This window comes from Ensifer sp. VA4 (genome assembly GCF_055710065.1).
On the sequence record NZ_JBVQPO010000024.1, the window covers coordinates 26,310 to 52,392 of the forward strand.

Below are 26,083 nucleotides of genomic sequence, written 5' to 3' on the forward strand. Positions count from 1 at the left end.
CTCCTCGTGTTGGAGATTTACACACTCGATTTCTCGCCGCTGTCATGACGGCACGAAGTATCGGCCGACCTTCCTTGTCGTCGTCGTTTCCCGGTATTCCGCTTCGCTGACACTCCGTCTTTCGACGCCCTTAGCGGTGGGCCGTGACCGGGCAGGTTCGAACCGTGCTCGGCTCTCAGCCGGCTGCGAAAAGCCTTTCCATTGCAGATGGAAGCGAACGATCCTCAGCTTCGTGCCGAGTCCGGCGCCGGCAACCGCGAATTTCGCCTCGGTGAACGTCACGAAGCCCAGGCCGTGCGACAGGGCCTCCGTGGCCTCGGCACCGTGACGCACGGCCGATTGGGCGGACAGGACCGAGACCAGCACCTGAGAGCCGGCCATCATCGCGGTCATCGTCGAACGCGGCACGAGAGGCAGCCCGTTCTCGCGCGCGTGCCGAACATGGATCACCACCACGAGCCCGGCATAGAGAAGAGCGTTGATCCCGGCGAAGACGTAGAAGCCGCGCGCCGTTCCCGCATCGGCGATCAACCAGACGGCGAGCGCCGACATCAGGGAAAGCAGGAGATAGGGCATCAGCACCCGAAGCGGCAGGGGACCTGCTGCGCCGCCGCCTTTTGGCGTGATGCGAAAATCGACGAACGAGCCGCTCAGATGATCGCGCACCGCCGCCAGGCAGCCGAGCAGCGACCAGGGCCACCGCGCGAACAGGAACAGGATCGTCTCCCAACTCAGCACCCGCGCGTCATGCGGGCGGAAGGTGCCGGTCGAACGCCAGAAATAGGCGAGCACGACCAGCACCAGCGACAAAGGCACGAAATGCAGCAGAAAATCGGGAAAGTCGACCGCGACGAAGATCCGCCCCATGAAAAGCGCCGCGATCGGCATCACGAACATCAGCGCCATGAAGCACGAGAACAGCGGGTACCAGAACTGCGAAAAGAGGAACTGGAACTGCAGCCGCGGCGACAGCTTCGGCACATATACAGGCGAATACTTCAACAGGATCGCCATGAGGCTGCGCGACCATTGGAATTCCTGAACCACGAGATCAGCAAAGTTCGCCGGCCCGTCGCCATGGGCAATGGCGTTCAGGGCATGCACGCCGCGCCAGCCATGGGCGTTCATCATCAGCGTCGTCGAATGATCTTCGGCGAGTTCCGGACCCAGCCCGCCGATCTGCTTCAGCGCCTTTGTCCGCACGGCGTAATGCGAACCGATGCATAACGGCGCCCAGCCGTTGTTGTAGCCGACCTGCAGGGAGCCATGCAGGCTTGCCTCCGCATAAAGCCGCCCGCGTGCCGCCCAGCTTGTGGTGGCATTCGCATCGCATATGCTCGGCGCCGAGACATAGCCGACCGACGGGTCGTTGAAGGGACGCATTACCTCGACGAGATAGGTGCTTTCGGGCACGTGATCGGCGTCGAACTGCGCCACGAAATCGTAGCGCTCATAGCCGTAGTGATCGTAGAAATAGGCAAGGTTTCCTTCCTTGCAGCGCGTGCGGCGTGGCCAGGCGGCGCGATGATATTCGGCGACACCCTTTCGCGTTGAGATGAAAACCCCGTGGGCCGCGCACCAGCAAAGCGTTTCCGGCGACGGGTCCTCATCCGCCAGCCAGACATCGAAATCGCAGCCGGTCTGGTCCAGCATCGCCTGCAGCGTCTTGCGCACGACGGCGAACGGCTCCGACGGCGCCTTGGTGACGACCATCGCGATACGTCCCCGGGGTACCGGACCGTTGCTCACGGTGGCCACCTTCGCGCCGGAAAAGATCATGATGAAGTAGACCGGCAGCAGAGTGATCCACCCGACGACGACGGTGATGAGGATGTAGGACGGCCAGTCCATGACATGGGCCGGATCAAGCCACCACCGCCAGAAATACACGAAGGCCGCGAACCACGCGGTAACGCCCAATATGTTCAGCATCTGCAGACGCCCGGAAAACAGTGCCGTCAGATGCGGATTGACATGCCCCGCATGCGCGAGATCGGCAGAGTGGCGAAAACCACCGAGTGCGGCCGCCCAGCTCATCACCGCACCTCCAGCCCGAAACCTGGCGCCGCCGTGCGGATGATGGTGTCGATGTCCGAGAGCGCCGGGCGGAAGCCCAGCCGCTGCCGCGCCCGGCTCGTGTCGGCATAGAGCACGGGCGGATCGCCGGGGCGACGCGGCAACATCTGCACGGGAACCTGTCGCCCTGTGACGCGATCGATGGCTTCGAGAACCTGCCGGATCGAGGTTCCGTGTCCGCAGCCGAGATTGGCGCGCAGCACCTCGCCGCCGTCACGCAGATAGTTGACGGCCGCGACATGCGCGTCGGCGAGGTCGGTCACGTGAATGTAGTCGCGAATGCAGGTTCCGTCCGGCGTGGGATAATCGTCGCCGAAGACGTCGAGCCTTTCGATCCCGCCGGCCGCCGCCATCAGGGCGCGCGGTATGAGATGCGTTTCCGGATCGTGCCGTTCCGTGAGCTGCCCTTCCGGATCGGCGCCCGCGGCGTTGAAGTAGCGCAAGGCGACGGAACGAAAATCATAGGCGCGTGCGTAGTCGCCGAGCATCAGCTCGATCATCAGTTTCGTGCGCCCATAGGGGTTTATCGGAAGTTGCTCCGTGTCCTCGGTGATCGGAAGCCGCGGCGGCACGCCGTAGGTGGCGCAGGAGCTGGAAAATACGATGCGTGCAAGCCCGGTTGCACGGCAGGCTTCTAGCAGCGCGATGCTGCCTGCGACATTGTTGCGGTAGTATTTTCCCGGGTCTTCGACGGATTCCCCGACATAGGCGGAAGCCGCAAAGTGGATCACGCATTCGGGCAGAAACGTCCGGATCACCGTCGCCAGCCGTTCCGTGTCCTCGAGCTCGCCTTCAACGAGGGGACCCCAGCCTACGTTGGTCCTGTGCCCCGTCGAAAGATTGTCATAGACGACGGGAACGAAATCCTGCTCGGCAAGGCGCTTGCAGGTGTGGCTTCCTATGAAACCGGCACCGCCGGTGACGAGTACGACGCGGGACATCTCATACCGCCTGTCCCGCCGTTGCGCGATCGCCTGCGCTGAGGCGGCCCTCGAAGTAAGCGATGGTGCGCTCGAGCCCGTCGCGCAGCATGACCTTCGGCTCCCAGGCGAGCTCCGTCAGCGCGTGCGATATATCCGGACGGCGCTGACGAGGATCGTCGACGACCGCTGCCTGGTGAACGATGCGCGAGCGTGAGCCGGTGAGCGACCGCACCATTTCCGCAAGCTCGAGAACCGTGAATTCGCCGGAATTGCCGAGGTTGATCGGGCCGATGCAATCACCAGCCGAGACTGAAAGCCGGAGAAAACCGTCGATCAGGTCGTCGACATAGCAGAAGGACCGGGTCTGCTGCCCGTCGCCATAGATCGTCAGGTCCTTGCCGAGCAGGGCCTGGACGACGAAATTGGAGATCACCCGGCCATCGTCCGCACGCATGCGCGGGCCGTAGGTATTGAAGATGCGCGCGACCTTGATCTTGACCCGATGGCATCGGTGGTAGTCGAAGAACAGGGTTTCGGCCGACCGTTTACCTTCATCGTAGCAGGCACGTGGGCCGATCGGATTGACGTTGCCGAAATAGACCTCGCGCTGCGGACTGAGGAGCGGATCACCATAGACTTCCGAGGTCGAGGACTGGATGACCGTGGCGCCGGTGGCGCGCGCGTTTTCGAGTGCATGCAGCGCGCCGAGGACGTTGGTCATGAGAGTGCCGACCGGATCGGCCTGATAGTCGGGCGGTGATGCCGGAGAAGCAAAATTGAAGATGACGTCAGCATCGATCAGATAGGGATTGCGAACGTCATGATCGATGATGTGGAAATGCGGGTTCTGCACCAAGTGAGAGAGATTTTCGCGCCGTCCCGTTGAAAAATTGTCGAGACAAATAACCGTATGACCTAGAGAAAGAAGTCTTTCGCAAATATGAGAACCAAGAAAACCACTTCCGCCTGTTACTAGAATTCTCCTTGGTATTCCTGCGATTTTCTTTAGAAACTCTCGTTGCCCGACGACTGACAACGGCCACGGAACGACCTTTCGCATGCGCACCTCCAATTATTGTAAACACCATTCTCATGGCGATTGGAGATCGGGCTGCCCATAGGAAATATAATAAGGAATTTGTTTCTTTATTAAAATTTCACGCACGACCCGACAGAACACGAATTCTACAACTCATCTCAATACCTACTTATCTTCAATTTCAATATTAGCTAGTTATCAAATAACTACTGACCAGTCAACTAAAACAATATCGATTGATATAATATAATCTGAAATAATAATAGAGTAATCCTAAAATACTTATGCGTAATTACGCTATAATCCAGAAAGAAATAGTCGCTTAATCCTTTGTTAACCATAATGTAATCACTACGGACTACCGGTCACTCTAGAAATCCTGCTTTTTCCGGGGGAGTAGCCGTCAAACGATATCGGGTCGCGTGTTCCGCCGTGGGACCATCCTTCGCCACAAGCGAGGTCACGGGAAGCTGGCATGAAGACCCTCACGGGCAGTCAAAACGCAATTAACTGCGCTCTCGATCGTGTCGAGGCACAGCAATGAAATGCTTGGCCGATGCTTCCGAGTTTAGTTCTTCCAGCGCGACGAAAGCGTGTCGCCACCGCGCTCGGCCGCTGCATCGTTGGTGAAGTAACGCGACGCCGCTTCCGTGCGGTTGCGAACGTTCATCTTCTTGTAGATGTTGCGGACATGAACCTTGACGGTATTCTCGGACAACCCAAGACGATCGGCGATGATCTTGTTTTGCGTTCCCTTGCAGATCAGATCGAGGATCTGAACTTCGCGGGTCGTCAATCCGTCGGGCCCGGCATCGCGCTTGCGCCGACCTGCCCCCGCGCTCGCCCCGGACAGCTCTGACCGCCGGCCATAGAGGCTGCTCGCAGCGAAGGGCTCGGGCGAAAGCCGCCGCAGCAAGGCGGCGGGGAAGTGCTCGCCCCCCTTCATCAGCAAATCGATGGCTGCAAGGCAAACGTCCAGGTTCAGGTTCAGCGGCAGAACGCCGTGGATCAACCGTTCCTCAACGAAGCCGGCGATCGACGGATCGAGTTCGTCGGCATTCTCCACCACCAGACCGATCGAGGTCTTGGGGTGAAACTCGTGAATGGTCCGCAAGATTGCTGGAAAGGACTTGGCCGGCATACGGTAGAGCATGATCAGCGTCACGTCGACGAGACTGCCGTCCAACAGATTGTCCGGATCGGAAAAGCAGACGATGTCGTGCCCCTGAAACCGCGAACCGACCGCCTGCATCAGGCACTCGGCAAACAGATCAATCTTGGCGAGCATGACAATCTTTTTCTTCTGCGACAATGCCTTGTTGTTTTCTTCAAAATCATCAACGCTGGAGCTTCCCGGATACATTACGCCCTCCTAGGATTTTTCCATTTGTTTTTATGGGTGCCGCGTTTTTCCCGCAGTGCACCACACTTTCAGAAAATTTATTCGGAACCACTATGCATCACGGCGACTTCCCGCCCCGGAGAAAATTCGCGATAGCTAATGTAACGTAAAGATCTTCATTACGAAACAACCCAAAAGGATTATTGGCGCCCCCTGAGTGTCCTTAAATCGTTATAAATCGAACCATCTTTGGGTTACACGGCGACTGGCTCACGCATTGGCGCGCGAAAAATGCCATCCCGATGGCAACGACCGCTCTTCCATCGGACACGGCGCCCCACCCATTTCCGCGAAAGGCAGCCCGTTCCGAGACGAAAAGATGGATTAGCTGCCCCAGGTATTCTCGGCGCTGCCGATCCATCCACTTCGGCCGATATACCTAAAAATACTTCCTTCGAGCTAGTGAGTTGGCGGCGCAGGCGAAGCGGATCGAGCGATCGCGCGAAGATGCGTGAGAACTATCGCATGGTCGGCGTCGACGGCCACGTTGGCCTGCGCAAATTCAAACGCTATAACAACGGCTTGGAGGCTGCGGATTACGCCGAAAAGAGCCAATAATTACAACCCACTAACTAGAATGGGTATCTTCCGCGCGCCCGCATTTGGAGTCACATTGGCATTTCGTTTTTGAGTATCCAGCTTGGGTTTCGGCGGAACGCTATTCCGCTCATTTCCATTCAACCCAGCGCGTGGCGTAAGCGTAGTCCCGAGTAAGTTTAGAGTATACATTAATCGATTGCGGATCTCGATCCGCTCCGTCATTTAAAAAAAGTATAAAGTCGAAATTTATTTCGATAAAGCAATACAAGTCGGATTAGAATACTGTTTCTTCCTCAAAACGGAGCCAACCCCGGCAAAAATACCGTAAGATTTAAGGGTATTTGGTGTTGGCTCCCATTTAATCGAAACACCGCCTCGGCGCCCTCGACCAGGGGGCCGGATCCCTGCTCCTCGAGCCAGCCTCGGTCTTTGCACTCGCTCCGGTCGAGCGCCTTCACGAAAGGCAAGGCGGATAATGGGTCTCGGTGAACCTACTTCTTCTCGAGCGCTTGTGTCAGCTGGTCGACGATATCCTGCTGCGACTTCAGGCCGGAGGCGGTCAGATAGAGCTTGGCGGAGTCGAGATAGACGACATGGCCATCCTTCCAGGCCTTCGTCTGGCGCACCAGTTCATTGTCGAGCAACGCCGCCGCCGGCTGCGCCTGCTGGCCGATGGCCGCATCGCGATCGACGACGAAGATCCAATCCGGATTGGTCTCGAGAATATACTCATAGGAAACCGCCTGGCCGTGGGTGGCCACCTGCAGATCCGGATCGGCCGGCTTGATGCCGAAGACGTCGTGCAACACACCGAAACGCGATCCCTTGCCGTAGGCGCTGATCTTGCCGCCTGTGGTGAGCAGGATGAGGCCAGTGCCCTTCTCCGCCGCGATGCCGCGGAGCTTTTCGATCGAGGCGTCGAGCTTGTCGACATTTGCCTTGATTTCCGCTTGCCTGCCGAAGATCTGGCCGAGGATCCCGGCGTTCTTCTTGACGCTGCCGATGAGGTCCTTGTCGTCGGAGGTGAGGTCGATCGTCGGCGCGATCTTGGCGACGTCGGCATATTTCGCCTGCGACCGGCCGCCAACGATCACCAGGTCCGCCTCCGCCGCATTGATGGCTTCGTAATCGGGCTCGAACAGCGTGCCGATCTTCGGATAGCTATCCGCCTTGTATTTTGCGAGCGCAGGCGGAATTGCCGAGCCGGGAACGCCGGCAACGGGAATGCCGAGCATGTCCAGCGTCTCCAGCATGCCGAAGTCATAAACCAGCACCGTCTTCGGGTTTTTCTCCACCTCGGTGACGCCGCTGCTGTGCTCGATCTTCAGCGTCTCGGCCATGACGGTCGGCGCGCCGACGACTGCCATTGTCGCCGCGACGGCGAGGCTGCGCAGACCATTAGAAAACGACGATATATTCATGACTATTTTCCTCATCTTTTCCGGTCGTCGTAGCGCGATTTTTCGATGAGGGCAATGCACAGCTTCCGATTGCCGAAGATGTCGCAGTAAACTTGACTGATTAGTTCATATATAAGACTAAGGCGAACCGTCCGGGGAGTGCCCCGACCCGACGGCAAGCTTGAGCGTTCCGGAAGGAGCGTCGTTCATAACGGCAAGGAACATGCAGACGGTGGTCAAGACGAACAACAGGCGGGACGAGCCCGAACGATGAAGCCGGCCCTGATCGCCATCCCCGTCATCCTCCTGCTTGCCACCGTCAGCGTTTTCACGGGCGTCGGCAGCCTCGCCACAACTGACGACGGCCGCGGCTGGTTCCTGGTCGTCGAGAGCCGCCTGCCGCGTACGCTTGCGCTGATGCTCGCAGGCGCCGGCCTCGCGGTATCCGGCACGATCATGCAGATGCTGGCGCGCAGCCGCTTCGTCGAACCGTCGACGGCGGGGACCGCCGAATCCGCCGCACTCGGAATGCTGCTCGCCATGCTCATCGCTCCCGATCTGCCGGTGGCCGGCAAGATGGTTTTCGCGGTGTTGACGGCGCTTGCCGGCACGGCCCTGTTCGTGCAGATCCTGCGGCGCATTCCCCTGCGCTCGGCGCTGATGGTGCCGCTCATCGGCCTCATGCTCGGCGGCGTCGTCAACGCCATCACCACCTTCATCGCCTATCGCTACGACCTGATGCAATCGTTGGGCGCCTGGATGTCCGGAGACTTCTCGGTGGTGCTGCGCGGCCGCTACGAGCTGTTGTGGATCGGCTTCGCGCTTACTCTCCTCGCCTATGCGACCGCCGCCCGCTTCACCGTGATCGGCATGGGTGAGGCGATCGCACGCAATGTCGGGCTCAACTACGATAAGGTCGTGACACTCGGGCTTGCCATCGTCTCGATGGTCACGGCGACGGTGGTCGCCACCGTCGGCATGATCCCGTTCCTCGGCCTCGTGGTCCCGAACATGGTCAGCCTGATCATGGGCGACAATCTCAGGCGCACGCTGCCCGTGGTCGCCGTCTCCGGCGCCGGCCTAGTGCTCGCCTGCGACATCGTCGGACGGCGGCTGATCGCTCCCTACGAAATTCCCGTGGGAACCGTCATGGGCGTCATCGGCAGCCTGGTCTTCCTCCGTCTCCTGCTTTCGAGGCGATCCCATGCAGGCTGATGTCAAAAGGACCGCACCCTCCATCATCCTGCTTGCGTCTGCCGCGCTTGCATTCGTGTCGATGGTCGCCTTCATGACCATCGGTGCCAAGGGAAGCTGGTCCTTCCTCCTCTCCTTCCGCGGCACGAAACTGCTCGGCATGGTGCTCGTCGCCTATGCGATCGCCGTCTCCACCGTGCTGTTCCAGACGATTTCCGGCAACCGAATCCTGACGCCATCGATCATCGGCTTCGATGCCATGTATACGCTGCTGCAGACGATCATGGTGTTCTTCCTGGGTGCTGCAGGCGCCAGCAGCATCGATCCGCGGCTGCAGTTCCTCGTCGAAATGGCCGTCATGGTTGGCCTCTCGCTCCTGCTGTTTCGCGCCCTGTTTTCCGGCGCCAGCCGCAGCCTGCATCTTCTGATGCTCGTCGGCGTCATCCTGGGCGGCCTGTTCCGCAGCCTTTCGTCTTTCCTGCAGCGCATCCTCGATCCCAATGCGTTCGTCGTGCTCCAGGACCGGCTGTTTGCGAGCTTCAACAGCATCGATGCCAATCTGCTTGGCATTGCCGCTGTTGCCACATTTGCCGCGACCTTCGTTTTGTGGCGGCTTTCGCCGGCCTTCGACGTGCTCTCGCTCGGCCGAGAGACAGCGATCGGCCTCGGCGTCGATCACCAGCGCGTCGTCACCCTCCTCCTGGTGTTGATCGCGGTACTGGTGTCGGTTTCTACCGCGCTCGTCGGACCGGTCACCTTCTTCGGCCTGCTGGTCGCCGGTCTTGCCTGGCAACTGACACCCACCGCCAGCCACCGTTTCGTGCTGCCGGTCGCCGTCTCCATCGCGATCGCCACGCTCGTCGGTGGTCAGGTCATCCTCGAGCGGCTGTTTGCCTTCAACACGGCACTCAGCATCGTCATCGAATTCTCCGGTGGCCTTGTCTTCATCTTCCTGCTTGTCCGAGGTTCCGCCCGATGATCGAAATCCAGGGGGTGACGAAATCCTACGGCGGCAACACGGTCGTCGACCGGGTGTCGCTGACGCTGCCCGCCGGCGGCCTGACCTCGATCATCGGACCGAACGGCGCCGGCAAGTCGACGCTGCTGTCGATCGTCAGCCGGCTGATGCCGATGGATACGGGCAAGGTGCTGGTCGACGGTCTCGACGTCAGCCGCACGGCTGGCGATGTGCTGGCCCGGCGGCTCTCGATCATGCGCCAGGACAACCACGTCACCGCCCGCCTCAGCGTGCGCGACCTCGTTGCCTTCGGCCGCTACCCCTATTCCAAGGGACGGCTGACGGCAGCCGACGCCGAGCACATCGAACGCTCGATCGCCTATCTCGGGCTCGATCCCTATCGGAACCGTTTTCTCGACGAGCTCTCGGGCGGCCAGCGCCAGCGTGCCTTCATCGCCATGGTGCTCTGCCAGGACACCGACTACATGCTGTTCGACGAGCCGCTCAACAATCTCGACATCAAGCATGCGGTCGAGACGATGAAGCTCTTGCGGCGACTGGCCGACGATTTCGCCAAGACCGTGGTCGTCGTCCTGCACGACATCAACTTCGCCTCCGCCTATTCCGACCGCATCGTCGCGATGCAGGGCGGTCGCCTCGCCTTCGAGGGACCGCCGGAGGAGATGATCGTGCCAGCCCGCCTGAGAGCGATCTTCGACGTCGATTGCCACGTTCACGCCGTCGGCGAAAAGCGGTTGGTCAATTATTTCGAATAGGGCGGATGCTCTAAGCGCGCCGCACGGTAATCCCGTGCAACGCGCCTTGATCGATAGGACCGCGCTTGCGCGCTCTGCGCTACCCAGCGGCGCCCCGTGCGCCCTGGCCGATCCGGGCCGCATCCGTTGCCCTGTCCTCGTCCGTCACAGAAGAGAACCGCTTCAGCCGGCGACCAAGCTTCGCATTGATGTCGTCCATCACGGTGAACATGACGGGAACGAAGACGAGGCTGAGCATCGTCGAGGTAATCAGGCCGCCGATCACGGCGATTGCCATCGGTGCCCGGAACGCGGCATCGGCGCCGATGCCGATCGCGGCGGGTACCATGCCCGCCACCATGGCGATGGTCGTCATGATGATCGGCCGCGCGCGGGTGACGCCCGCCGTCAGCAAGGCCGTCCGCCGATCGGCACCCCCGTTGCGGCACTCGATCGCATGGTCGACGAGCAGGATCGAGTTCTTGCAGACGATGCCCATCAGCATGAGGATGCCGATCGTCGACGAGAGATCGAGCGAAGCGCCGAAGAGCAGCAAGGCGAGCGCCGCCCCGCCGATCGACAAAGGCAGGGCCACCAGGATGGTGATCGGCTGCAGGAAATCCTTGAACAACAGCACCAGAACCGCCGCGACCATCAGGATGCCGGCAAGCAACGCCAGCGCGAAGTTGCGGAACATCTCCGACATGTACTCCGCTTCGCCGTAGTTGGCCTGCGACACGCCCAAGGGCAGTTCGGTCATGGCCGGCAGCGCCGAGATCGCCTGGAACGCGGTCCCGAGCGTGATGCCGTTGAGGTTGGCCTCGACGGCGATCAGGCGCTTGCGATCCAGGCGTTCGACGCTGCTTTCCTCCGCGCCGAAAGAGATATCGGCGACCGATGTCAGCGGCACCACGGTGCCGGCATTCGTGCCGACCCTCAGATTGCGGAGCGTATCGACGTCACCCCTGGCCGACTGGTCGAGCATGACGCGGATGGGCACCTGGCGATTGCCGAGGTTGAAGCGTGCCGAATTGCTTTCGCTATCACCCATCGTGGCGATGCGGGCGACGGTACCGATCGAGGTCACCGAAACGCCGAGCCTTGCCGCCTCGTCGAAGCGCGGTTTGACCAGCAGCTCCGGCGAAAGCAGCGGCTCCGTGGACTGAACGTTGACCAATCCGGGAAGTGCACGCATCTCCTTTTCGAGACGGCGCACCGAAGCCATCAGCGCCTCCGGATCGTCGCTCGTCAGATAGATCGACAGATCCTTGACCCCCTCGACGGACGAGAACGTTGCCTGGATATCAGGCGTCGCCGCCAACAGCGGGCGCAGCGAAAGCTCGAAGGACTTGCGATCGAGCCCGCGTTCCTCGCGCGGCTTGAGCTTGATGCGCAGAGACACCTCGTTGAGGTTTTCCGCCGTCGCCAGAACGCTGTCGACCTCAGGCTTTGCCTTGATCTGAGCGACCAGGTGGTCGGAGATGCGGGCCGTTTCCTCAAGCCGCGTGCCCGGCGGCAGGGTGATCTTGAGCTGCGACACGTTGCTGTCGCTCGTCGGCAGGAAGCCGGTCGGCAGCATCGTCAGCAGCCCGATCGAGCCGATGAAGATCAGGGCGACCAGCGACAAAGCCGTCTTGCGATGATCGAGCGTCCAGCCGAGCAAGCGGCGATAGCCGTCGGCAATGCGCGATGGCTTGCCGGAATGGCCATGGCCGCCCCTTGGCCGCAGCAGGTAGGCCGCCATCAGCGGTGTCAGCAGGCGAGCCACCGCCAGCGAAAACAGCACGGCGATCGCAACGGTCAGGCCGAACTGCTTGAAATACTGCCCGACTGCGCCGCCGATGAAGCTGACCGGTGCAAAGACCGCGACGATCGTCAGGGTCGTGGCGACGATGGCAAGACCGATCGCGTCGGCTGCGTCGATCGCTGCGATGAATGGGCGCTTGCCCATATCGACGTGGCGTTCGATGTTCTCGATCTCGACGATGGCGTCGTCGACGAGAATGCCGATGACGAGCGTCAGCGCCAGCAGGCTGATGCCGTTGAGGGTGAAGCCGAGCAGGTCCATCACCGCGAAGGTCGGCAGGATGGAGAGCGGCATGGCAAGCGCGGAGATCAGCGTCGCCCGCCAGTTGCGCAGGAAGGCGAAAACGACGACGACGGTCAGGATCGCGCCTTCGATCAGGGCCGTGACGGCCGCGTCGTAGCTTTCCTGCGTGTATTCGACGAGCGAGATCAGCTCCGTGAATTCGACCCCCGGCATGCGCTGGCGGATTTCCTTCAGTCGCGCGGCAACGGCGTCGGCAACGACGGTATCGCTCGCCCCCTTGCTGCGCGAGACCGAGAAGCTGACGACCGGCTCGCCGTCGACGCGCGCGAAGTTGCGCGGTTCGGACGACGTATCCTCGATCGTCGCGATATCGGAAAGCTGCACCCAGCGGCCGCCCGATAGCGGGATCGACAGGCGCGACAATTCCTCCACCGAGGCGGCGCTGCCAACCGTGCGGATCGACTGCTCGCGGCCACCGATCTCACCGCGTCCGCTCGGGATGTTGGTGTTGATCTCACGCAGCGCCGTATTCACCTGGTCGGCCGTCACCCCGGCCGCCAGCAGACGCTCGGGATTGAGCGACACGCGGACCTCGCGATTGACGCCGCCGAGACGCTGTACCTTCTGCACGCCGGGCAGCGTCAGCAGTTCGCTGTTGATCGTATCGTCCACGAACCAGGTGAGTTCCACCGGCGACATGTCGGGGGCGCGCACCGCGTAATAGACGATGGCGCTGCCGTCGACATCGACGCGCGAGACGATCGGTTCCTGGATCGACTGCGGCAGGTCGGAGCGGATCTGCGCCACGGCCTCGCGCACGTCGTTGGCGGCGCGGTCGGGATCCGTGCCGATTTTGAACTCGACCGTGGTCGTCGACACGCCATTGGTGATGGTCGAGCGCATGTGGCTGACCCCGACAAGGCCGGCGGCCACGCCTTCGACGCGGCGCGTCACCTGCGTTTCCATTTCGGCCGGCTGGGCGCTCGGCTGCGTGATCACAACCGTCACGACCGGGAATGATACGCTCGGATTGGCATTGGCCGGCAGCCGCAGGAACGAGGCGATGCCCATCAATGTGAAGACGACGAACAGAACGATCGTCGGAACGGGCTTTCGGATCGCCCAGGCAGAGATGTTGCTGGTCATTGCAGCTCGCCCGCCTGTGCCGGCTGGACATCTCTCGCCAGGACCGCCTCTCCCTCGCGCAGCGACACCCCGGCCTTGAGAACGACCCGGTCGCCGGGTGCGAGCCCGGAGACGATTTCGACCTTGCCACCCTGGCGCATGCCCGGCTGAACCGTCTTGCGGGTCACTTTGCCGGCATCGACGACAAAGACCGAAACCGTACCGTCGGGGGCCCCGTAAAGCAGCGCGGAATCGCCGACCATGATCGCCTTGCGCTCGGCCACGACGATCTCCGCCCGGCCGAAGGTGCCGGCAAAGGGCGGCGTGCCCGTTTTCAGCGTGACCTGAGCGGTGCCTAGCCGGGTTTCGCGATCGATCTTCGGATTGATCACCCGCACCGTCCCCTCGATCCAGTCACTGCGACCGGAGAGCCTGACCCTGACGATCTGGCCGACGGCGAGCAGCGGCAGTTCGGTTTCCGGGACCTCTGCGGCGAACTCGATCTCGCCGTCGCGGATCAGCTTGACGAGCGGATCCGAGCCCGCAAGCGCACCGGCGCGGGCAAGCCGCTCGGAGACGATTCCCGCGGCGGGAGCCAGGATGACGGCGCGTTCGAGCTTGCGGCGGGCCTCGGCCGCGAGCGCTTCCGCCTGCTCGTAGTCGGCCCGCGCCACCTTCACCGCCTGCTCGGCGATCGCGAGCGCCGAGACCCGTTCCTCGAGAATGGTTTCGGCTTGAAGGTGGCGCAATTGCCGGGCACGGGCGAGCTTCCTCTGCTCCTGCGTGACCGTTTCCGCCTCCCGCGCCATCGTAGCGCCGGCACGCGCCACCCGGCCCTCCGCCTCGCGCAGAAGGTTTTCCAGCATGTCGGTCTCCAATCGGGCAATCACCTGCCCGGCCGTAACCCGGTCGCCGATCTCTACCTCGACTTTGGCGATACGCTGATCGGTCAGGGTCGTGCCGACGGCAATCTCCTCGCGAGCGACGAAGATACCGGCAAAGGATCGTGTCCACTCTTGGGGACGGCTGTCGGCGACGAATGTCGACACGGTGCGGGCGATTGCGGCGCCGTCGACGGGAACGGAGGCTGCAGCCTCCCCGGAGGCGTGCGCCACACCATGTGTCATGGCGAGTGCGACGAGCGCAGCAAGGATGACGTTCAACTCAACTGTACGTCTCATTTCATTGGCTTTCCATTGGCAAGGCCGGTCGGATCGGAAATGGGCGGTCCGAGCTCTCGGCCTCGAGGTCGGGCAAAGTGCGCCGTATAATAATTAGATCAATCGATCTAATTATCTGATCCATCAAAAGCGACAATTGTAAGGCAGATCCCACACCAGCATTGCGGGAAGATGGCGGAGTTCCTGTCAGCGGACGACCTTGACAGCGGCGCGCTACCCCACGAAATTAGAGTGTTCGGTCTAATAATGAGACCGGCCAGCAAGGAGAATTGGCGATGCGCAAGGTCGACCCCGAGAAACACGCCGCCAAACGCCGACTGATCCTCGATGCAGCAATCGCCTGTTTTGCGCGAAAGGGCTTTCACGGCACATCGACTGCCGAAATCTGTGCCGAGGCAGGCATGAGCCCGGGCAATCTTTTCCATTATTTTCCGACCAAGCACACCATTATCGCGGCGATCGTGGAGGAGGAGCGTCAAGAGACGGCGGAGATCTTCCGTAAATTGGGTGAAGCCGAAGACCTGTTCGCCGCGCTGCTCGGTTTCATGGATACTGTTCTCGAGCTCGCGGGCGACCCGACCTATTCGAGCCTGGCGCTTGAAATCGCCGCTGAAGCGATGCGCGACGAGCGGATCGGCACGCTCGCCGCCGCCAATGACGCCGAGCTTCAGGGAGCCCTTGCAGCGCTGCTTCGCGGCGCGGCCAGCAGAAATCAGATCGATCGGACTGTGGACGCCGCCGGTGCCGCCCGATGGATCGCCGCAATCATCGACGGCATCTTCAGCCGGGTCGCTGTCGACCCCGGCTTCAAGCCGAAGGATGAAGGCGCGATGCTGCGGCTCCTCCTGACCCGGTTTCTCCGCCCGCAAGGCTAATGCCTTGCGAACGGAATGGGCGAAGCAAGCATTCGCTTGCCGCGGTCATTGATTTCAGGCCCTCCGGCCTTCGCCGGAGGGCCCGTCAAGACGGAAGCAAATCAGGAATGCTTCTGGATGATGCCGTAGACGATGTTCCGGTTGGCGCCGAACTGGACGCGCGCGTCGACGGCGGCCTTGCCCGCACTCTTACGGATGATGTTCCACATGTCCGCCTCCGAACGCAGCAACAGCGCCCAATTCATGAAGGTCTCCATGTAGCCGTCGACGCCGATATCCTGGGCGAAATTGGCAAACAGGAAAACACCGTTCGGCTTCAGCATCTGCAGGCAGCGATGGGTCAGCTTGATGGCCACCTTGTCGGCAAGATAGTCGTAGAGGCCGGCGGCATAGATGAAGTCGAACTTGCCGAGCTTCTGGTCGCGGCCAAGCAGGCTGCGGACGGAGCCATCCACGGCTTCGATGCAGGTGCCGCCGAAGTCGCGGCTGATCGAACCGACGCTGAGCGGATCCTGGTCGAGCGCCACCCAACGCTTGATGCGGCGCTCTTCGAGCGCCACCGAGCGGTTGGCTTCGCGCAGATGTCCGGCGGCAATCGTCAGAATTTCCGCCTGGGTACCGCGGCTGGCTGCGATCTCGTCGACGTGACGGGTCAGAAGGTCGCGACGCTCACGCACCGCGACCGAGGAAGACGCGTCCTTGGTGTAATCATAGAGCGCTCGTCCGATGGGTGATGCACGCTCGATCTCGTTGGCAACGCTCGCGTGGCCATAGATGAAATCGAGCAATTGTGCGTCGCCCGAGTAACCCCGGGGCTTTTCGAAGGACCACCGGGTGAACGGATCCTGGAGGAAGTACTCCGACACCGGGTGCGCCTGGGCGATCGGAATCAGTTCCTGCCAAACGTTCGGGTGGAACTTGGCCCGGGTATCATGAAGAGCGGCGGCAAGCCGATCGATAATCTTCGCCGGGTCCGTTCCCTGCAAGAACTGCTCCTGCGCAATCCTGAGAATCACTGCGAGCTCGGCCTTGCCGACCGTGAGCTGTTCGTCGTGTCGATCGCTCCTGGGCGAAATGAACTCATCGGCCATCGCCTTGGGAGTAATCAGGCTTTGACCGTCGAAAACCGTTTGAAATTGGCGCACGCGAGACCATCCGTTAATGCTTTGTTAACAATGGTCGCGAAGATGCGCGCATTACGGCTCGGTTTGCAAGTTTTTGTATATAATAAGGTAAATTCTCGTGCTTCCTCCCTTTGGGTTACACCTAATCCTGGGTGTTCCGGCCCTTTAATTTAACAAAACTTAATGGACACCTCCTATCATCCCACCCCGCACCACCCGCTTCTGTTGCAGGCTTGAAGCGGATGGCAAGCATGGAGTGTCCGAAACAACGTCCATTGATGGAAAAGCGACGACCGTTTCCGTTGACCGTGACGCAACGCGATGGATCAGTGCATGAAGCACACGTTGGCCGACGTAGTTGACATCGACCTGCACAAGCAGCCGCACAGGCCGCAATTGGCTGAGCTTCAGACACTCTATCGAATGGAGGGCGAGGCTGGCCGGCGCGCGGCAACCAGGCAGGGCCTGTGGGTCGCGGTTGCCGTCTACCTGTTGTTTTTCGCAATCGACATCCTGCTGGTCCCCGATGTCGCGTTCTATACGATCCTCGCACGCCTCGTCATCGGCATCAGCGCGCTCCTGTGTTTCGAGATCCTCTATCGCATCAAGGCGCGAACCAAGTGGCTCGACGGGACCTGCGCCGCGGCGCTTGTTTTCGGTTATATCGGCTGGCTCGTCCCCGCGATGACGACGGCGGACTCGGCCAGCATGTCCTACTACATGATCTTCGGCGCGATCTTCATGATGGGCGCCAATCTCTTCTTCAGCTTCCGATTCCGCCTCTCGGTCGTCGCCTCCGGCATCGTGCTCACGACGTTCTTCGTCGCGCTGTCGTTCTTCTCCGAACACGATCCTGCCTATCTGATCGCCTTCGGGACCTTCTATGTCTCCTGTTTCATCTTCACCTCCTATGTGAACTGGAAGCTCAACCGCGAGCGCTATAAGGTTTTCCTGAACGCCTTCGAGGCGAAGATCCAGCAGAACGAGGCGTCGGAACGCGGCATGGCGCTCCTGCGGCTATCCAACACCGACCCCCTGACCGGCCTGGACAACCGCCGCGCCATCGACCAGCAACTGCGCGATTATTGGAACGATTGGCAGAAGCTCGGAAGGAGCTTCGCCGCCATGCTGATCGACGTGGATTTCTTCAAGAAATACAATGACTGCTACGGCCATCAGGAGGGCGATCGCTGCCTGGTTCTGGTGGCCAATGCGCTCGGCGAGGCGATCAAGGACTATAACGGTTCGATCGGCCGCTACGGCGGCGAAGAATTCATCGTCCTTGCCCGCCTGGACACCCTGGCGCAGGCAGCCGAGCTGGCCGAGGTCATCTGCCGTACCGTCGAGAACATGCGGCTGGTGCATGAGCAGCGGCGCGACGGGGTCTCCATCGTGACCGTCAGCGTCGGCGCTGCCTTCACCCGCAACCAGACCGGCGCCAAGCTCGAGAAGATCATCCACGAGGCCGACCGTGCGCTCTATGCCGCCAAGGCGAGCGGCCGAAACTGCGCCAAGTTGTTCGACCCGAATGATCCGCAAAGCAGCGACGAAAGCGAGAACATTGCCGCGCTTCTGAAGATCGCGGTCGATCAGAATCTGGTATCGCTCGTCTACCAGCCGATCAGGAACGTGATGACCGGTGAGGTCGAAGCCGTCGAGGCGCTGATGCGCCTGACGATGTTGGACGGCACGTCGGTCCCGCCGAGCCTTTTCATTCCGGTTGCCGAGCGCACCGGCGCCATTCTCGACCTCGGCCGCTGGGCGATCAAGACCGTCTGCCACGAGCTCCTCGTCGACAACCACATTCCGCTGGTCAGCGTCAACGTCTCGCCGATTCAGCTGAAGACTCCGGGCTTTGCAACCTCGGTCGCCGCGATCCTCGGCGAGACCGGCGTGGCCGGCAGCCGCCTTGCCTTCGAAATCACCGAAGGGCTGGAGATGGAGATGCACTCCGGCATCCTGCGCTGCATCAGCGACCTCGAGACTCTCGGCATCCGCATATGGCTGGATGACTTCGGCACGGGCTTTGCCGGCCTTTCCTGGCTGCGCCTGATCGATTTTGATACCGTGAAGGTCGACCGTTCGTTCCTGCATGATTGCAGTACACCCAAGGGTCGCGCCATGTTGCAGGACATCATCGGCCTGGTGAGGAACCGCGGCCACAAGATCCTGATCGAAGGTGTCGAGACCGACGAGCAACTGGCGCTGATGCGGCGCTTCCGGATCGACCAGGTCCAGGGTTTTCACGTCGGTCGCCCTGCGCCGGCAGAGACCTTCCGCACGCCGCCGGACAAGCCCCGCATCCCGCTACGAAACGGCGCGCGATCCTAGGGTAGGTGGTTGCGCCACTGTGCGCCCGAGCGCTGTATACAACCGAGGCACAACTTTAATACAGCGCGCCAATACATATTGCGCTTTGGCCGCGTGGAGACGTAGGATACAGGAACTTACGGTACCGCCGGATACAATCTCACATTGTGACCATGGGAGCGCGCATGGCCATGGAAAGTCGGCAGGACGGCCGGGTCGAGCCGGCAACTGCCCCAGCCACCGATGCGGAAATTCTGGCGCAACTTGATCGAATTCGCCGCAGCGCCGAGTTCGACGCACCGGAGCGTGACCGCAAGTTCCTGACCTATGTCATCGAGGAAACGCTCGCGGGCCGGGGAGATCGCATAAAGGCCTATTCGATTGCAACCGAGGTCTTCGGCCGGGATTCCTCTTTCGACCCACAGACGGATCCGGCGGTGCGGATCGAAGCAGGCCGCATCCGCCGGGCGCTGGAACGCTACTATCTCGTCGCCGGGCGATCCGACCCGATCATCATCAGCATTCCCAAGGGCGCCTACGTACCGATCTTCGAACGACGCCTCGACGCGTCGCCCCCGTCCGACAGGAGCGCCAACGAAGGCGCTGGACAAGATCCTACCGCACCACTCGCCAGGCGAAGAGCCTGGCTCGCCGCAGCGGCCATGGTCTGCATCGGCGGTGGCCTGACAGCCGGTGCACTCCTCCTTCAGAAGGACAGCGATACCGCTACCAGCATGCCGCCGAAGATCCCGAGGCTCGTCGTCACGCCCTTTGAAGATCTCTCAGGCAGCCCTCAATCGGCGATGATGACCCGCGGGCTCATGGACGAGGTCGTCGGCAGCTTGGCCAAGTTCAAGGAAATCACCGTCGCGACCCGTGACGAGGCCGACGCCTCGCCACAAGGGGGGCCGGCCTTTGCCCTGGTGGGCGGGGTCCGCTTCGACGGCGAAAGACTTCGGCTTGTGGCGAGACTCCTCCATCGATCCGATGGATCGGTGGTATGGGCGAATACCTACGATGAGCAGATGGAAGCCGGCAACGCCATAAACCTGCAGGCAAGGACCGCAGCGGCTGTAGCCGGTGCGGTGGCACAACCCTATGGCGCCATTTTCCAGGCGAGCGCCGCTGCATTCAAGCAGTCGGTTCCCGATGATTGGCAAGCCTATGCCTGCACCTTGAGCTACTACGACCACCGCGGCGACGTCAGTGCGCAAAGCCTGGCCGCCGTTCAGGGGTGCCTGCAACAGGCGACCCGGCAGGTCCCGACCTACGCGACGGCCTGGGCGCTGCTGTCGATGACCTATATCGACGCTTTCGAGGGACGCCTCTATCGTTCCTCATCGGCGACGCTGGAGCGGGCAACCGAAGCGGCAGTCCGCGCCATGGATTTGGATCCCCAGGACGTGCGTGCCCTTGAGGCGCGGATGCTTACGCTGTTCTTCCGTGGTGACGTCGATGCTGCCTTGGCCGTTGGCGCGCGGGCACTTGCGATCAATCCCAACGACGCTGAACTCGCCGGCGAATACGGGTTCCGGCTGGCGTTGTCGGGCCAATGGGATTCCGGCTGCAAGCTTCTGTCGGAAACCGTCGCCCGCAACTCCGGTCCCGCCGGCTATTTCGAAGCCGCACTCTCGGTCTGCGCCTACTTCGGGGGCGACTATGTCGCTGCCGAGCGATGGGCGCGCATGGCGGATCTTCGCACCCATCCATTCTCCCGCGTCATGCTTCTGGCCACTCTGGGCAAGCTTGGCAAAGGCGCCGAGGCCCAGGAAGAACGGAAATGGATCGAAACCAACCTGCCGGGCCTGCTTGAGGCTGTCCCCCAGGAGACCGCCCTGAGGCTGCGCCGTCCGCAGGACCGGCAACAGCTTCTTGACGGTTTGCGCAAGGCGGGCGTACCGATTCCCGAATCCGAATTCGAGCAGGCGCGCAGCGACAGTTCCATTCACTGACCGACCTGTGATCAGACCGGCCGCGGCGATTGCGATGCATCGGGTTGAGGCTTTTCCCGCACCGTCTCCCCCTGCATCCAGACCATCAGCAGATCGTGGACGACACTGAGGACGATCGGCCCCAGGAAGAGGCCGATCAATCCGTAGGAAAGCGTCCCGCCGAGTACCCCCAGCAGAATCACGAGCGTCGGCGTCGAAAGCCCGCGGGCCACCAGGATCGGCTTCATCACATTGTCGATGACGAAGAGCGGGACCAACAGAATTGTCATAAGCAGCGCCGGACCGAAATCCATTGTCACCCAGGCCCAGATGATCACAGGCAGCAGAACCAGCGCCGGGCCGATCTGGATGATGCAGAGAACAAGCACGACGAAGGCGATCGCACCGGGCGCCGGAACCTGAAACAGCCCGAGCACTAAGGTACAGAGAAACGCCTGCAGCAACGCGACGCCGATGACGCCCCGCGCGACGTTTCGAATCGTCGCAGCCGCCAGACGCAGGAAGCCGATACCCCTGTCGCCACCGATCCTGCCGGAGAAGCGTTGTGCTATCTCCGCCAGCCGTTCGCCGGAGCCGAAAAGAAAGCCAGCCACCAGGACGGACACCACGAAGCTCAGCACCTCGGCGCCGACGCTCGCAATCTTGCCAAGCGCCTTGCTGCCGGCCTGCATCAGCGAAGGTTCGAGCTTGCGCAGGAGGGCTTCGAGATTATCCGATGCCATGCTCCAGACCGCATGAGCCCGTTCGCCGACGATCGGCCAGTCGCGAACGTAATCCGGCGGTACCGGTACGGTGAAAGAACCGTCGGCAAGTTTTGCAAGCAGCGCCTGGAGCCCTTCGGCAAAGCTGACCGCAATCGCGGTCAATGGTGCGACGATGACGGCCAGACAGGCCAGCGTGATGAGAAATGATGCCAGTCGCGGCGAACCGAGAAGGCGACCAAGCCGGGCATAAGCAGGATAGAGCGCGACGGCGAGGATTGTCGCCCATATGAGAATGATAGCGAATGGCGCGATCAGCGTCAGCGACCAATAGGCAAAAAGCCCGACGATGCCGATCCTGGCGATATCCGTAATTTTCGCCTCGAAGGAGGGACCGGTCGGCCCATCGCGAACCACGCCCGTTCGGGAGGAATCTTCCGCCATTCTTATCTCTCACTCCTTCATGCGGCTGTTCACCGCTTCGCTGCGGCTTCTCGACGGCCACACGTCCTGCAGAAACCAATAGGCCTGGGGCTGCCCCTGCAACCCAGGCGGCCAGCATAGCTCCCCTCGTGCAACAGTCATGCGGATCCGATGCCGGCGAGTGCCAATCGGCAGTAACATACAGTAGCATACGTCATTTGGGCTTCCTCATCGGCAAGCCTCCTCTAGAGATACCAGTGACGGACGGCAGAAGGAACGCAAGCTGCGACACGATCAAGTTCTGGTTGCAGCAGAAACAGCGCCGACAGGGGCTGTCACGCGCGCTTGTTCAAGCGCTCGCGCGCCTCAGCCAACAAAGGGAGGCTGGATAGATGATCCGGAAAACGATCATCGCGCTCGGTAGCGCAGTGACGATACTGGTTTCAATGCCCATTACGGCTGTTTTGGCACAGCAGACGGCGAGCGCGCCGGCCGCCGAACAGCAGACAGCGCCGGAACCGCTCAGCGACGACGAGCTCGAGATTTTGGTCGCGCGCATCGCGCTTTATCCGGACGAACTGGTGGCGCTCATTTCCGCTGCCGCGCTCTACCCGCTGCAGATCGTCGAGGCGGAGCGGTTCCTGGAGGCTCGCCAGAAGAAGCCCGACATGAAGCCAAAGGACGATTGGGACGGCAGCGTCATCTCGCTGCTCAACTATCCCCAGATCGTCAAGATGATGAGCGAAGACCTCGAATGGACGCAGTCCTTCGGCGAGGCGATTGCCAATCAGCAGAAAGACGTGCTGATCGCCATACAGCAATTGCGCGACGAGGCCGTCGCCAAGAACATCATCAAGAGCGACGACAAGGTGAAGGTGGTCCAGGAAGGCGACAACGTCGTCATCCAGGCAGCCAACCCTGAAACGATCTACGTGCCGCAGTATCCGCCGGAGATGCTGTATGAGCCCAACTATGCGCCAGCGCCGATCGGCTACTATGAAGAACCCTATCCCGCCTACTGGTATCCGGGAGCGGCTTTCTTCGCCGGCGCAGTGACAGGTGCTGCCTTCGCGGCGATCGTCGACTGGGACGATTGGGGCGTCTGGGGCGGCCGCTGGAACGGCGACATCGATGTCGACTGCAACAACTGCTTCAACAACATCAACGGCAAGGTGAAGTGGAACGACATCGACTGGAAGAATGTCGATCGCAGCAAGATCAACTTCGATCGCGACCAGCTTCAGCATTTCGACCGAAACAGCATCAAGAACGACATCAAGGCGAACGGCAACAACAATCTGCGCAATCGCGCCGCCGAGATCAATCGCGATCGGCCGAACGCGCGTCCGGGCGGCGGTGGCGGCGGCCAGATCAGGGACGTGCGCAAGAGCACGCTCGAAGGGCTGAAGGCGCAACAGAGGCCGGCGGCCCGGCCCGGAGGCGGGCAGGCGGCGGCAAAAGCGCGGCCCGGCGACGGCAAGCCGAGCCTCAACCGTCCTGGCGGCAGCAAGCCCTCCCAGGTGAACCGTCAGGGCGGCAAGAAGAAGATGGCCGCCAAGGCGCAGAACCGACCGAACAAGCCGTCGGGCCTCGGCAACGTCAACCCCGGACGACGCGAAATCAACTCGTCACGCCGCGGCGGTCAGAGCATGGGCGGCGGCCATCGCGGCGGCGGGCGGCCACAGATGAGCCGCGGCGGCGGCAGGCCGCCGATGCACCGCGGCGGTGGCGGCGGGCGCGGCGGCGGCCGCAGGCGTTGACGGGATCACAGGAGATCGACCATGACCAAGCTCTTCAATCCGCTTCTCCTGGCATCGGTTCTGGCGTTGGCCGCCGTGCCAATCGACGCGTCCTTCGCGCAGACACAGACGCCTGCGGAACAGGCGCCAACCGATCAAATGGCCGCGGGCCTGGATGCCTATGCGGCGGACGAGGATCCACCGGTCTTCGATGATCCCGCCAAGGCGGTCGACGAATTCAAGGCGAAGCTCGCCGCCAACGACTTCGCCGGTCTGGCGAAGCTACTGGGGCTCAATGCGGAGAAGCTGAAGGCGGGTGAAGGGGCGATGGATACTTTCGCGCTCATCCGCGAAGGTGCCGCCCGCAATGTCACTGTCCGCGACCTCGAAGGGCGCAAGATCATCCAGATCGGTGATCGGCTCTGGCCCCTGCCTTTCCCGCTCACCAAGGGCGAGGACGGCAAATGGGCTTTCGACACCTATGTCGGGCTCGAGGAGATCCTCAATCGCCGCGTCGGCGAGAACGAGCTCGAGGCGATCGATACGGTACAGGCCTATGTCGATGCCCAGCGGGTATATGCCTCGCGGGATCGCGACGCCGACGGCGTCCTCGAATATGCGCAGAAACTGATCAGCACGCCAGGCCAGACCGACGGGCTCTATTGGCCGGCCGGCCACGGCGATGGCGAAAGCCCGGTCGGCGACGCGATCAGCGAAGCGGCGCTGGAAAAGGCGAAGGCGGGCCAAGGCTATTTCGGCTACCGTTTCCGCATTCTGACATCGCAGGGCGACAATATTGCCGGCGGCCGCTATGACTATGTCATCAACGGCAACATGATCGGCGGTTTCGCCTTGATTGCCTGGCCGGTCAGCTATGCCGAAACCGGCGTCAAGACCTTCGTCGTCAACCAGCAGGGCATCGTCTACGAACGCGATCTCGGGCCCAGCACCGCGGAGATCGTGCCCTTCATCGATCGTTTCGATCCCGACGACAAATGGGACGTCGTACCCGATTGAGCGGCGGCCCGGCTGGACGCCGGACCTCCCTCAACGCTCGCAGCGCGGCGACTGCCGCGCCGATCGCATTGGTGTACGTGCGTCTGTTGCCGGAGACGCTACGGCTGCCCACGCTTCGGCTTGTCCGATTCTGAGGGGCATCTGCAGGGATACGCGATAGCGCGTCGGCCCTCCTCGCTCTACCACTCCAGCGAGACGCGATTGCTTCGCCCACTCCCCTGGAGTGAGCGGAGTGTGGCGGTCATGGGCCGCTGCTTTTGTGGTATCTGCCTACAGCGCCGCGCGTCTTATGAGACGCGCAAAGGTCGCCGTAGCGCTTTGATTTTGCTGCATGTCTCACTAAATCGACCTCGATTTAAGGACGAAGACATGCAGCAGAGAGCGTGGCAACTGCCGAGGCAACGGGCGGCGTTTGGCCCTTGGCAAGACGGCGCGGACTTTGGGCTGGCGTTTGCCTTGGGCGCTTATGTCCCAGAGACGGCAAAAGGGGCTCTGAGTTTCCCCGGAGCGCTTTGATGGATTTGGGAGAATTTGGTTGCGGGGGCAGGATTTGAACCTGCGGCCTTCAGGTTATGAGCCTGACGAGCTACCGGGCTGCTCCACCCCGCGCCAAGTGTAAATCCCGAAGGGATTTATCACGGTAACGCAAATCCGTTGGATTTGCGGTCTGTGCCGAGCAAATTGCTTCAGCAATTTGTCTCGCGTAAGGGGAATTTCAGTCTAGCCAAACAAAAAGGCCGCTTGTTGGCGGCCCGTTGTTTCGGCTGGGCCGAGGCTTGTGTCGAGAAGGTGATCTTTGTTTCGCCGCTGCCTTGTCCTTCTCGGCCTTGCCTCGAAGGGGAGCGGCGTTTGCGGTTTGTTATCTTGCGTTTTGCAGACCTGGCAGCGACCTACTCTCCCGCGTCTTAAGACGAAGTACCATCGGCGCTGGGGCGTTTCACGGCCGTGTTCGGAATGGGAACGGGTGCAGCCACCCCGCCAGAACCACCAGGTCGGCAAAGCGCAAGATTGTGCCTGCGATGCAGGCTCAATCTCGCTCTTTGCTGGCGCGGCTAAGCTTGTCCTTCTCGCTAGTCGCTCGAAGGGCAGCCGCGCTGGCCATCCGGGCACCTCACGAGGAGGCACCGTTGGATCAGAACGAGTTTCGCATGCATGGCATGGCAAAACCGTATTGAGAAGCTGGTGAGGCAGAGCCTCTTTTTGATTTGAACACGTCTTTGCGTCTTATCCGGATAATTGCAGCAGCCGGCAGAGCCGAGCCGCCGGAAGTCCGGCGCGCCGTCCGCAGCGCCTTTGGCG

Annotated in this window: 17 protein-coding genes, 1 tRNA gene and 1 rRNA gene; 8 read left to right on the forward strand and 11 right to left on the reverse strand. The window is 61.6% G+C overall.

Annotated elements, in window-relative coordinates:
- Positions 1–42 precede the first annotated feature (42 nt).
- The 5 genes from AC0C6X_RS28490 to AC0C6X_RS28510 all read right to left on the reverse strand — a co-directional run bounded on the left by AC0C6X_RS28490 (position 43) and on the right by AC0C6X_RS28510 (position 7,401).
- Complete coding sequence (locus AC0C6X_RS28490; RefSeq protein WP_472956379.1) at positions 43–2,037, reverse strand: glycosyltransferase; 1,995 nt, start codon at positions 2,035–2,037, stop codon at positions 43–45.
- Positions 2,037–3,017 carry a UDP-glucose 4-epimerase GalE gene (gene galE / locus AC0C6X_RS28495; RefSeq protein ID WP_173520246.1) on the reverse strand — a complete coding sequence of 327 codons (981 nt, stop codon included), beginning with the start codon at positions 3,015–3,017 and terminating at the stop codon, positions 2,037–2,039. Before galE ends, AC0C6X_RS28490 begins: the two co-directional genes overlap by 1 nt.
- Position 3,018: 1 nt before the next feature.
- On the reverse strand, positions 3,019–4,059 hold the full coding sequence (locus AC0C6X_RS28500) for a UDP-glucuronic acid decarboxylase family protein (protein WP_173520245.1): 1,041 nt from the start codon (positions 4,057–4,059) through the stop codon (positions 3,019–3,021).
- 547 nt (positions 4,060–4,606) lie between these two features.
- Positions 4,607–5,401, reverse strand: a complete 795-nt coding sequence (locus AC0C6X_RS28505) for a helix-turn-helix transcriptional regulator (RefSeq protein WP_173520244.1) — start codon at positions 5,399–5,401, stop codon at positions 4,607–4,609.
- A gap of 1,070 nt (positions 5,402–6,471) precedes the next feature.
- Positions 6,472–7,401, reverse strand: a complete 930-nt coding sequence (locus tag AC0C6X_RS28510) for a siderophore ABC transporter substrate-binding protein (protein ID WP_247959874.1) — start codon at positions 7,399–7,401, stop codon at positions 6,472–6,474.
- A gap of 249 nt (positions 7,402–7,650) precedes the next feature.
- On the opposite strand from AC0C6X_RS28510, the gene AC0C6X_RS28515 reads away from it, so the two are divergent.
- The 3 genes from AC0C6X_RS28515 to AC0C6X_RS28525 are packed head-to-tail and all read left to right on the forward strand — an operon-like array spanning position 7,651 to position 10,308.
- The gene (locus AC0C6X_RS28515; protein ID WP_472956382.1) at positions 7,651–8,595 is read left to right on the forward strand and encodes an ABC transporter permease; all 945 of its coding nucleotides are present in this window, start codon (positions 7,651–7,653) and stop codon (positions 8,593–8,595) included.
- Positions 8,585–9,553, forward strand: coding sequence for an iron chelate uptake ABC transporter family permease subunit (locus tag AC0C6X_RS28520; protein ID WP_472956384.1), 969 nt, complete (start codon positions 8,585–8,587; stop codon positions 9,551–9,553). The genes AC0C6X_RS28515 and AC0C6X_RS28520 overlap by 11 nt, the downstream gene beginning before the upstream one ends.
- The gene (locus AC0C6X_RS28525) at positions 9,550–10,308 is read left to right on the forward strand and encodes an iron ABC transporter ATP-binding protein (protein ID WP_472956386.1); all 759 of its coding nucleotides are present in this window, start codon (positions 9,550–9,552) and stop codon (positions 10,306–10,308) included. The genes AC0C6X_RS28520 and AC0C6X_RS28525 overlap by 4 nt, the downstream gene beginning before the upstream one ends.
- A 79-nt stretch (positions 10,309–10,387) precedes the next feature.
- Here the strand turns inward: AC0C6X_RS28525 and AC0C6X_RS28530 are convergent, their stop codons facing one another.
- Both AC0C6X_RS28530 and AC0C6X_RS28535 read right to left on the reverse strand, forming a co-directional pair.
- Positions 10,388–13,483 (reverse strand): efflux RND transporter permease subunit, encoded by a 3,096-nt coding sequence (locus tag AC0C6X_RS28530; protein ID WP_472956387.1) that lies wholly within the window; start codon positions 13,481–13,483, stop codon positions 10,388–10,390.
- A complete protein-coding gene (locus AC0C6X_RS28535) occupies positions 13,480–14,643 on the reverse strand; it encodes an efflux RND transporter periplasmic adaptor subunit (RefSeq protein ID WP_173520238.1) in 1,164 nt (387 codons plus the stop codon). Before AC0C6X_RS28535 ends, AC0C6X_RS28530 begins: the two co-directional genes overlap by 4 nt.
- Before the next feature lie 275 nt (positions 14,644–14,918).
- Between AC0C6X_RS28535 and AC0C6X_RS28540 the strand changes: the two genes are divergently transcribed.
- A complete protein-coding gene (locus tag AC0C6X_RS28540; RefSeq protein WP_173520237.1) occupies positions 14,919–15,518 on the forward strand; it encodes a TetR/AcrR family transcriptional regulator in 600 nt (199 codons plus the stop codon).
- 101 nt (positions 15,519–15,619) lie between these two features.
- On the opposite strand, the gene AC0C6X_RS28545 is transcribed toward AC0C6X_RS28540, so the two are convergent.
- Entirely contained in the window at positions 15,620–16,663 is a 1,044-nt protein-coding gene (locus AC0C6X_RS28545; protein WP_472956390.1) for a class I SAM-dependent methyltransferase, read from the reverse strand.
- A 312-nt stretch (positions 16,664–16,975) separates the two neighbouring features.
- Between AC0C6X_RS28545 and AC0C6X_RS28550 the strand changes: the two genes are divergently transcribed.
- Both AC0C6X_RS28550 and AC0C6X_RS28555 read left to right on the forward strand, forming a co-directional pair.
- On the forward strand, positions 16,976–18,973 hold the full coding sequence (locus AC0C6X_RS28550; protein WP_247959880.1) for a putative bifunctional diguanylate cyclase/phosphodiesterase: 1,998 nt from the start codon (positions 16,976–16,978) through the stop codon (positions 18,971–18,973).
- 164 nt (positions 18,974–19,137) lie between these two features.
- Positions 19,138–20,904 carry a hypothetical protein gene (locus AC0C6X_RS28555; protein ID WP_472956392.1) on the forward strand — a complete coding sequence of 589 codons (1,767 nt, stop codon included), beginning with the start codon at positions 19,138–19,140 and terminating at the stop codon, positions 20,902–20,904.
- Between the two features lie 11 nt (positions 20,905–20,915).
- On the opposite strand, the gene AC0C6X_RS28560 is transcribed toward AC0C6X_RS28555, so the two are convergent.
- Positions 20,916–22,049, reverse strand: a complete 1,134-nt coding sequence (locus AC0C6X_RS28560; RefSeq protein WP_472956394.1) for an AI-2E family transporter — start codon at positions 22,047–22,049, stop codon at positions 20,916–20,918.
- Positions 22,050–22,420: 371 nt separating this feature from the next.
- On the opposite strand from AC0C6X_RS28560, the gene AC0C6X_RS28565 reads away from it, so the two are divergent.
- Both AC0C6X_RS28565 and AC0C6X_RS28570 read left to right on the forward strand, forming a co-directional pair.
- Positions 22,421–23,788, forward strand: coding sequence for a DUF3300 domain-containing protein (locus AC0C6X_RS28565; RefSeq protein ID WP_173520233.1), 1,368 nt, complete (start codon positions 22,421–22,423; stop codon positions 23,786–23,788).
- A gap of 21 nt (positions 23,789–23,809) precedes the next feature.
- On the forward strand, positions 23,810–24,784 hold the full coding sequence (locus tag AC0C6X_RS28570) for a DUF2950 domain-containing protein (RefSeq protein ID WP_472956397.1): 975 nt from the start codon (positions 23,810–23,812) through the stop codon (positions 24,782–24,784).
- 532 nt (positions 24,785–25,316) lie between these two features.
- Here the strand turns inward: AC0C6X_RS28570 and AC0C6X_RS28575 are convergent.
- Both AC0C6X_RS28575 and rrf read right to left on the reverse strand, forming a co-directional pair.
- Positions 25,317–25,393: transfer RNA gene (locus AC0C6X_RS28575), tRNA-Met, on the reverse strand.
- A gap of 268 nt (positions 25,394–25,661) precedes the next feature.
- Positions 25,662–25,776: ribosomal RNA gene (gene rrf / locus AC0C6X_RS28580) — 5S ribosomal RNA — on the reverse strand.
- Positions 25,777–26,083 lie beyond the last annotated feature (307 nt).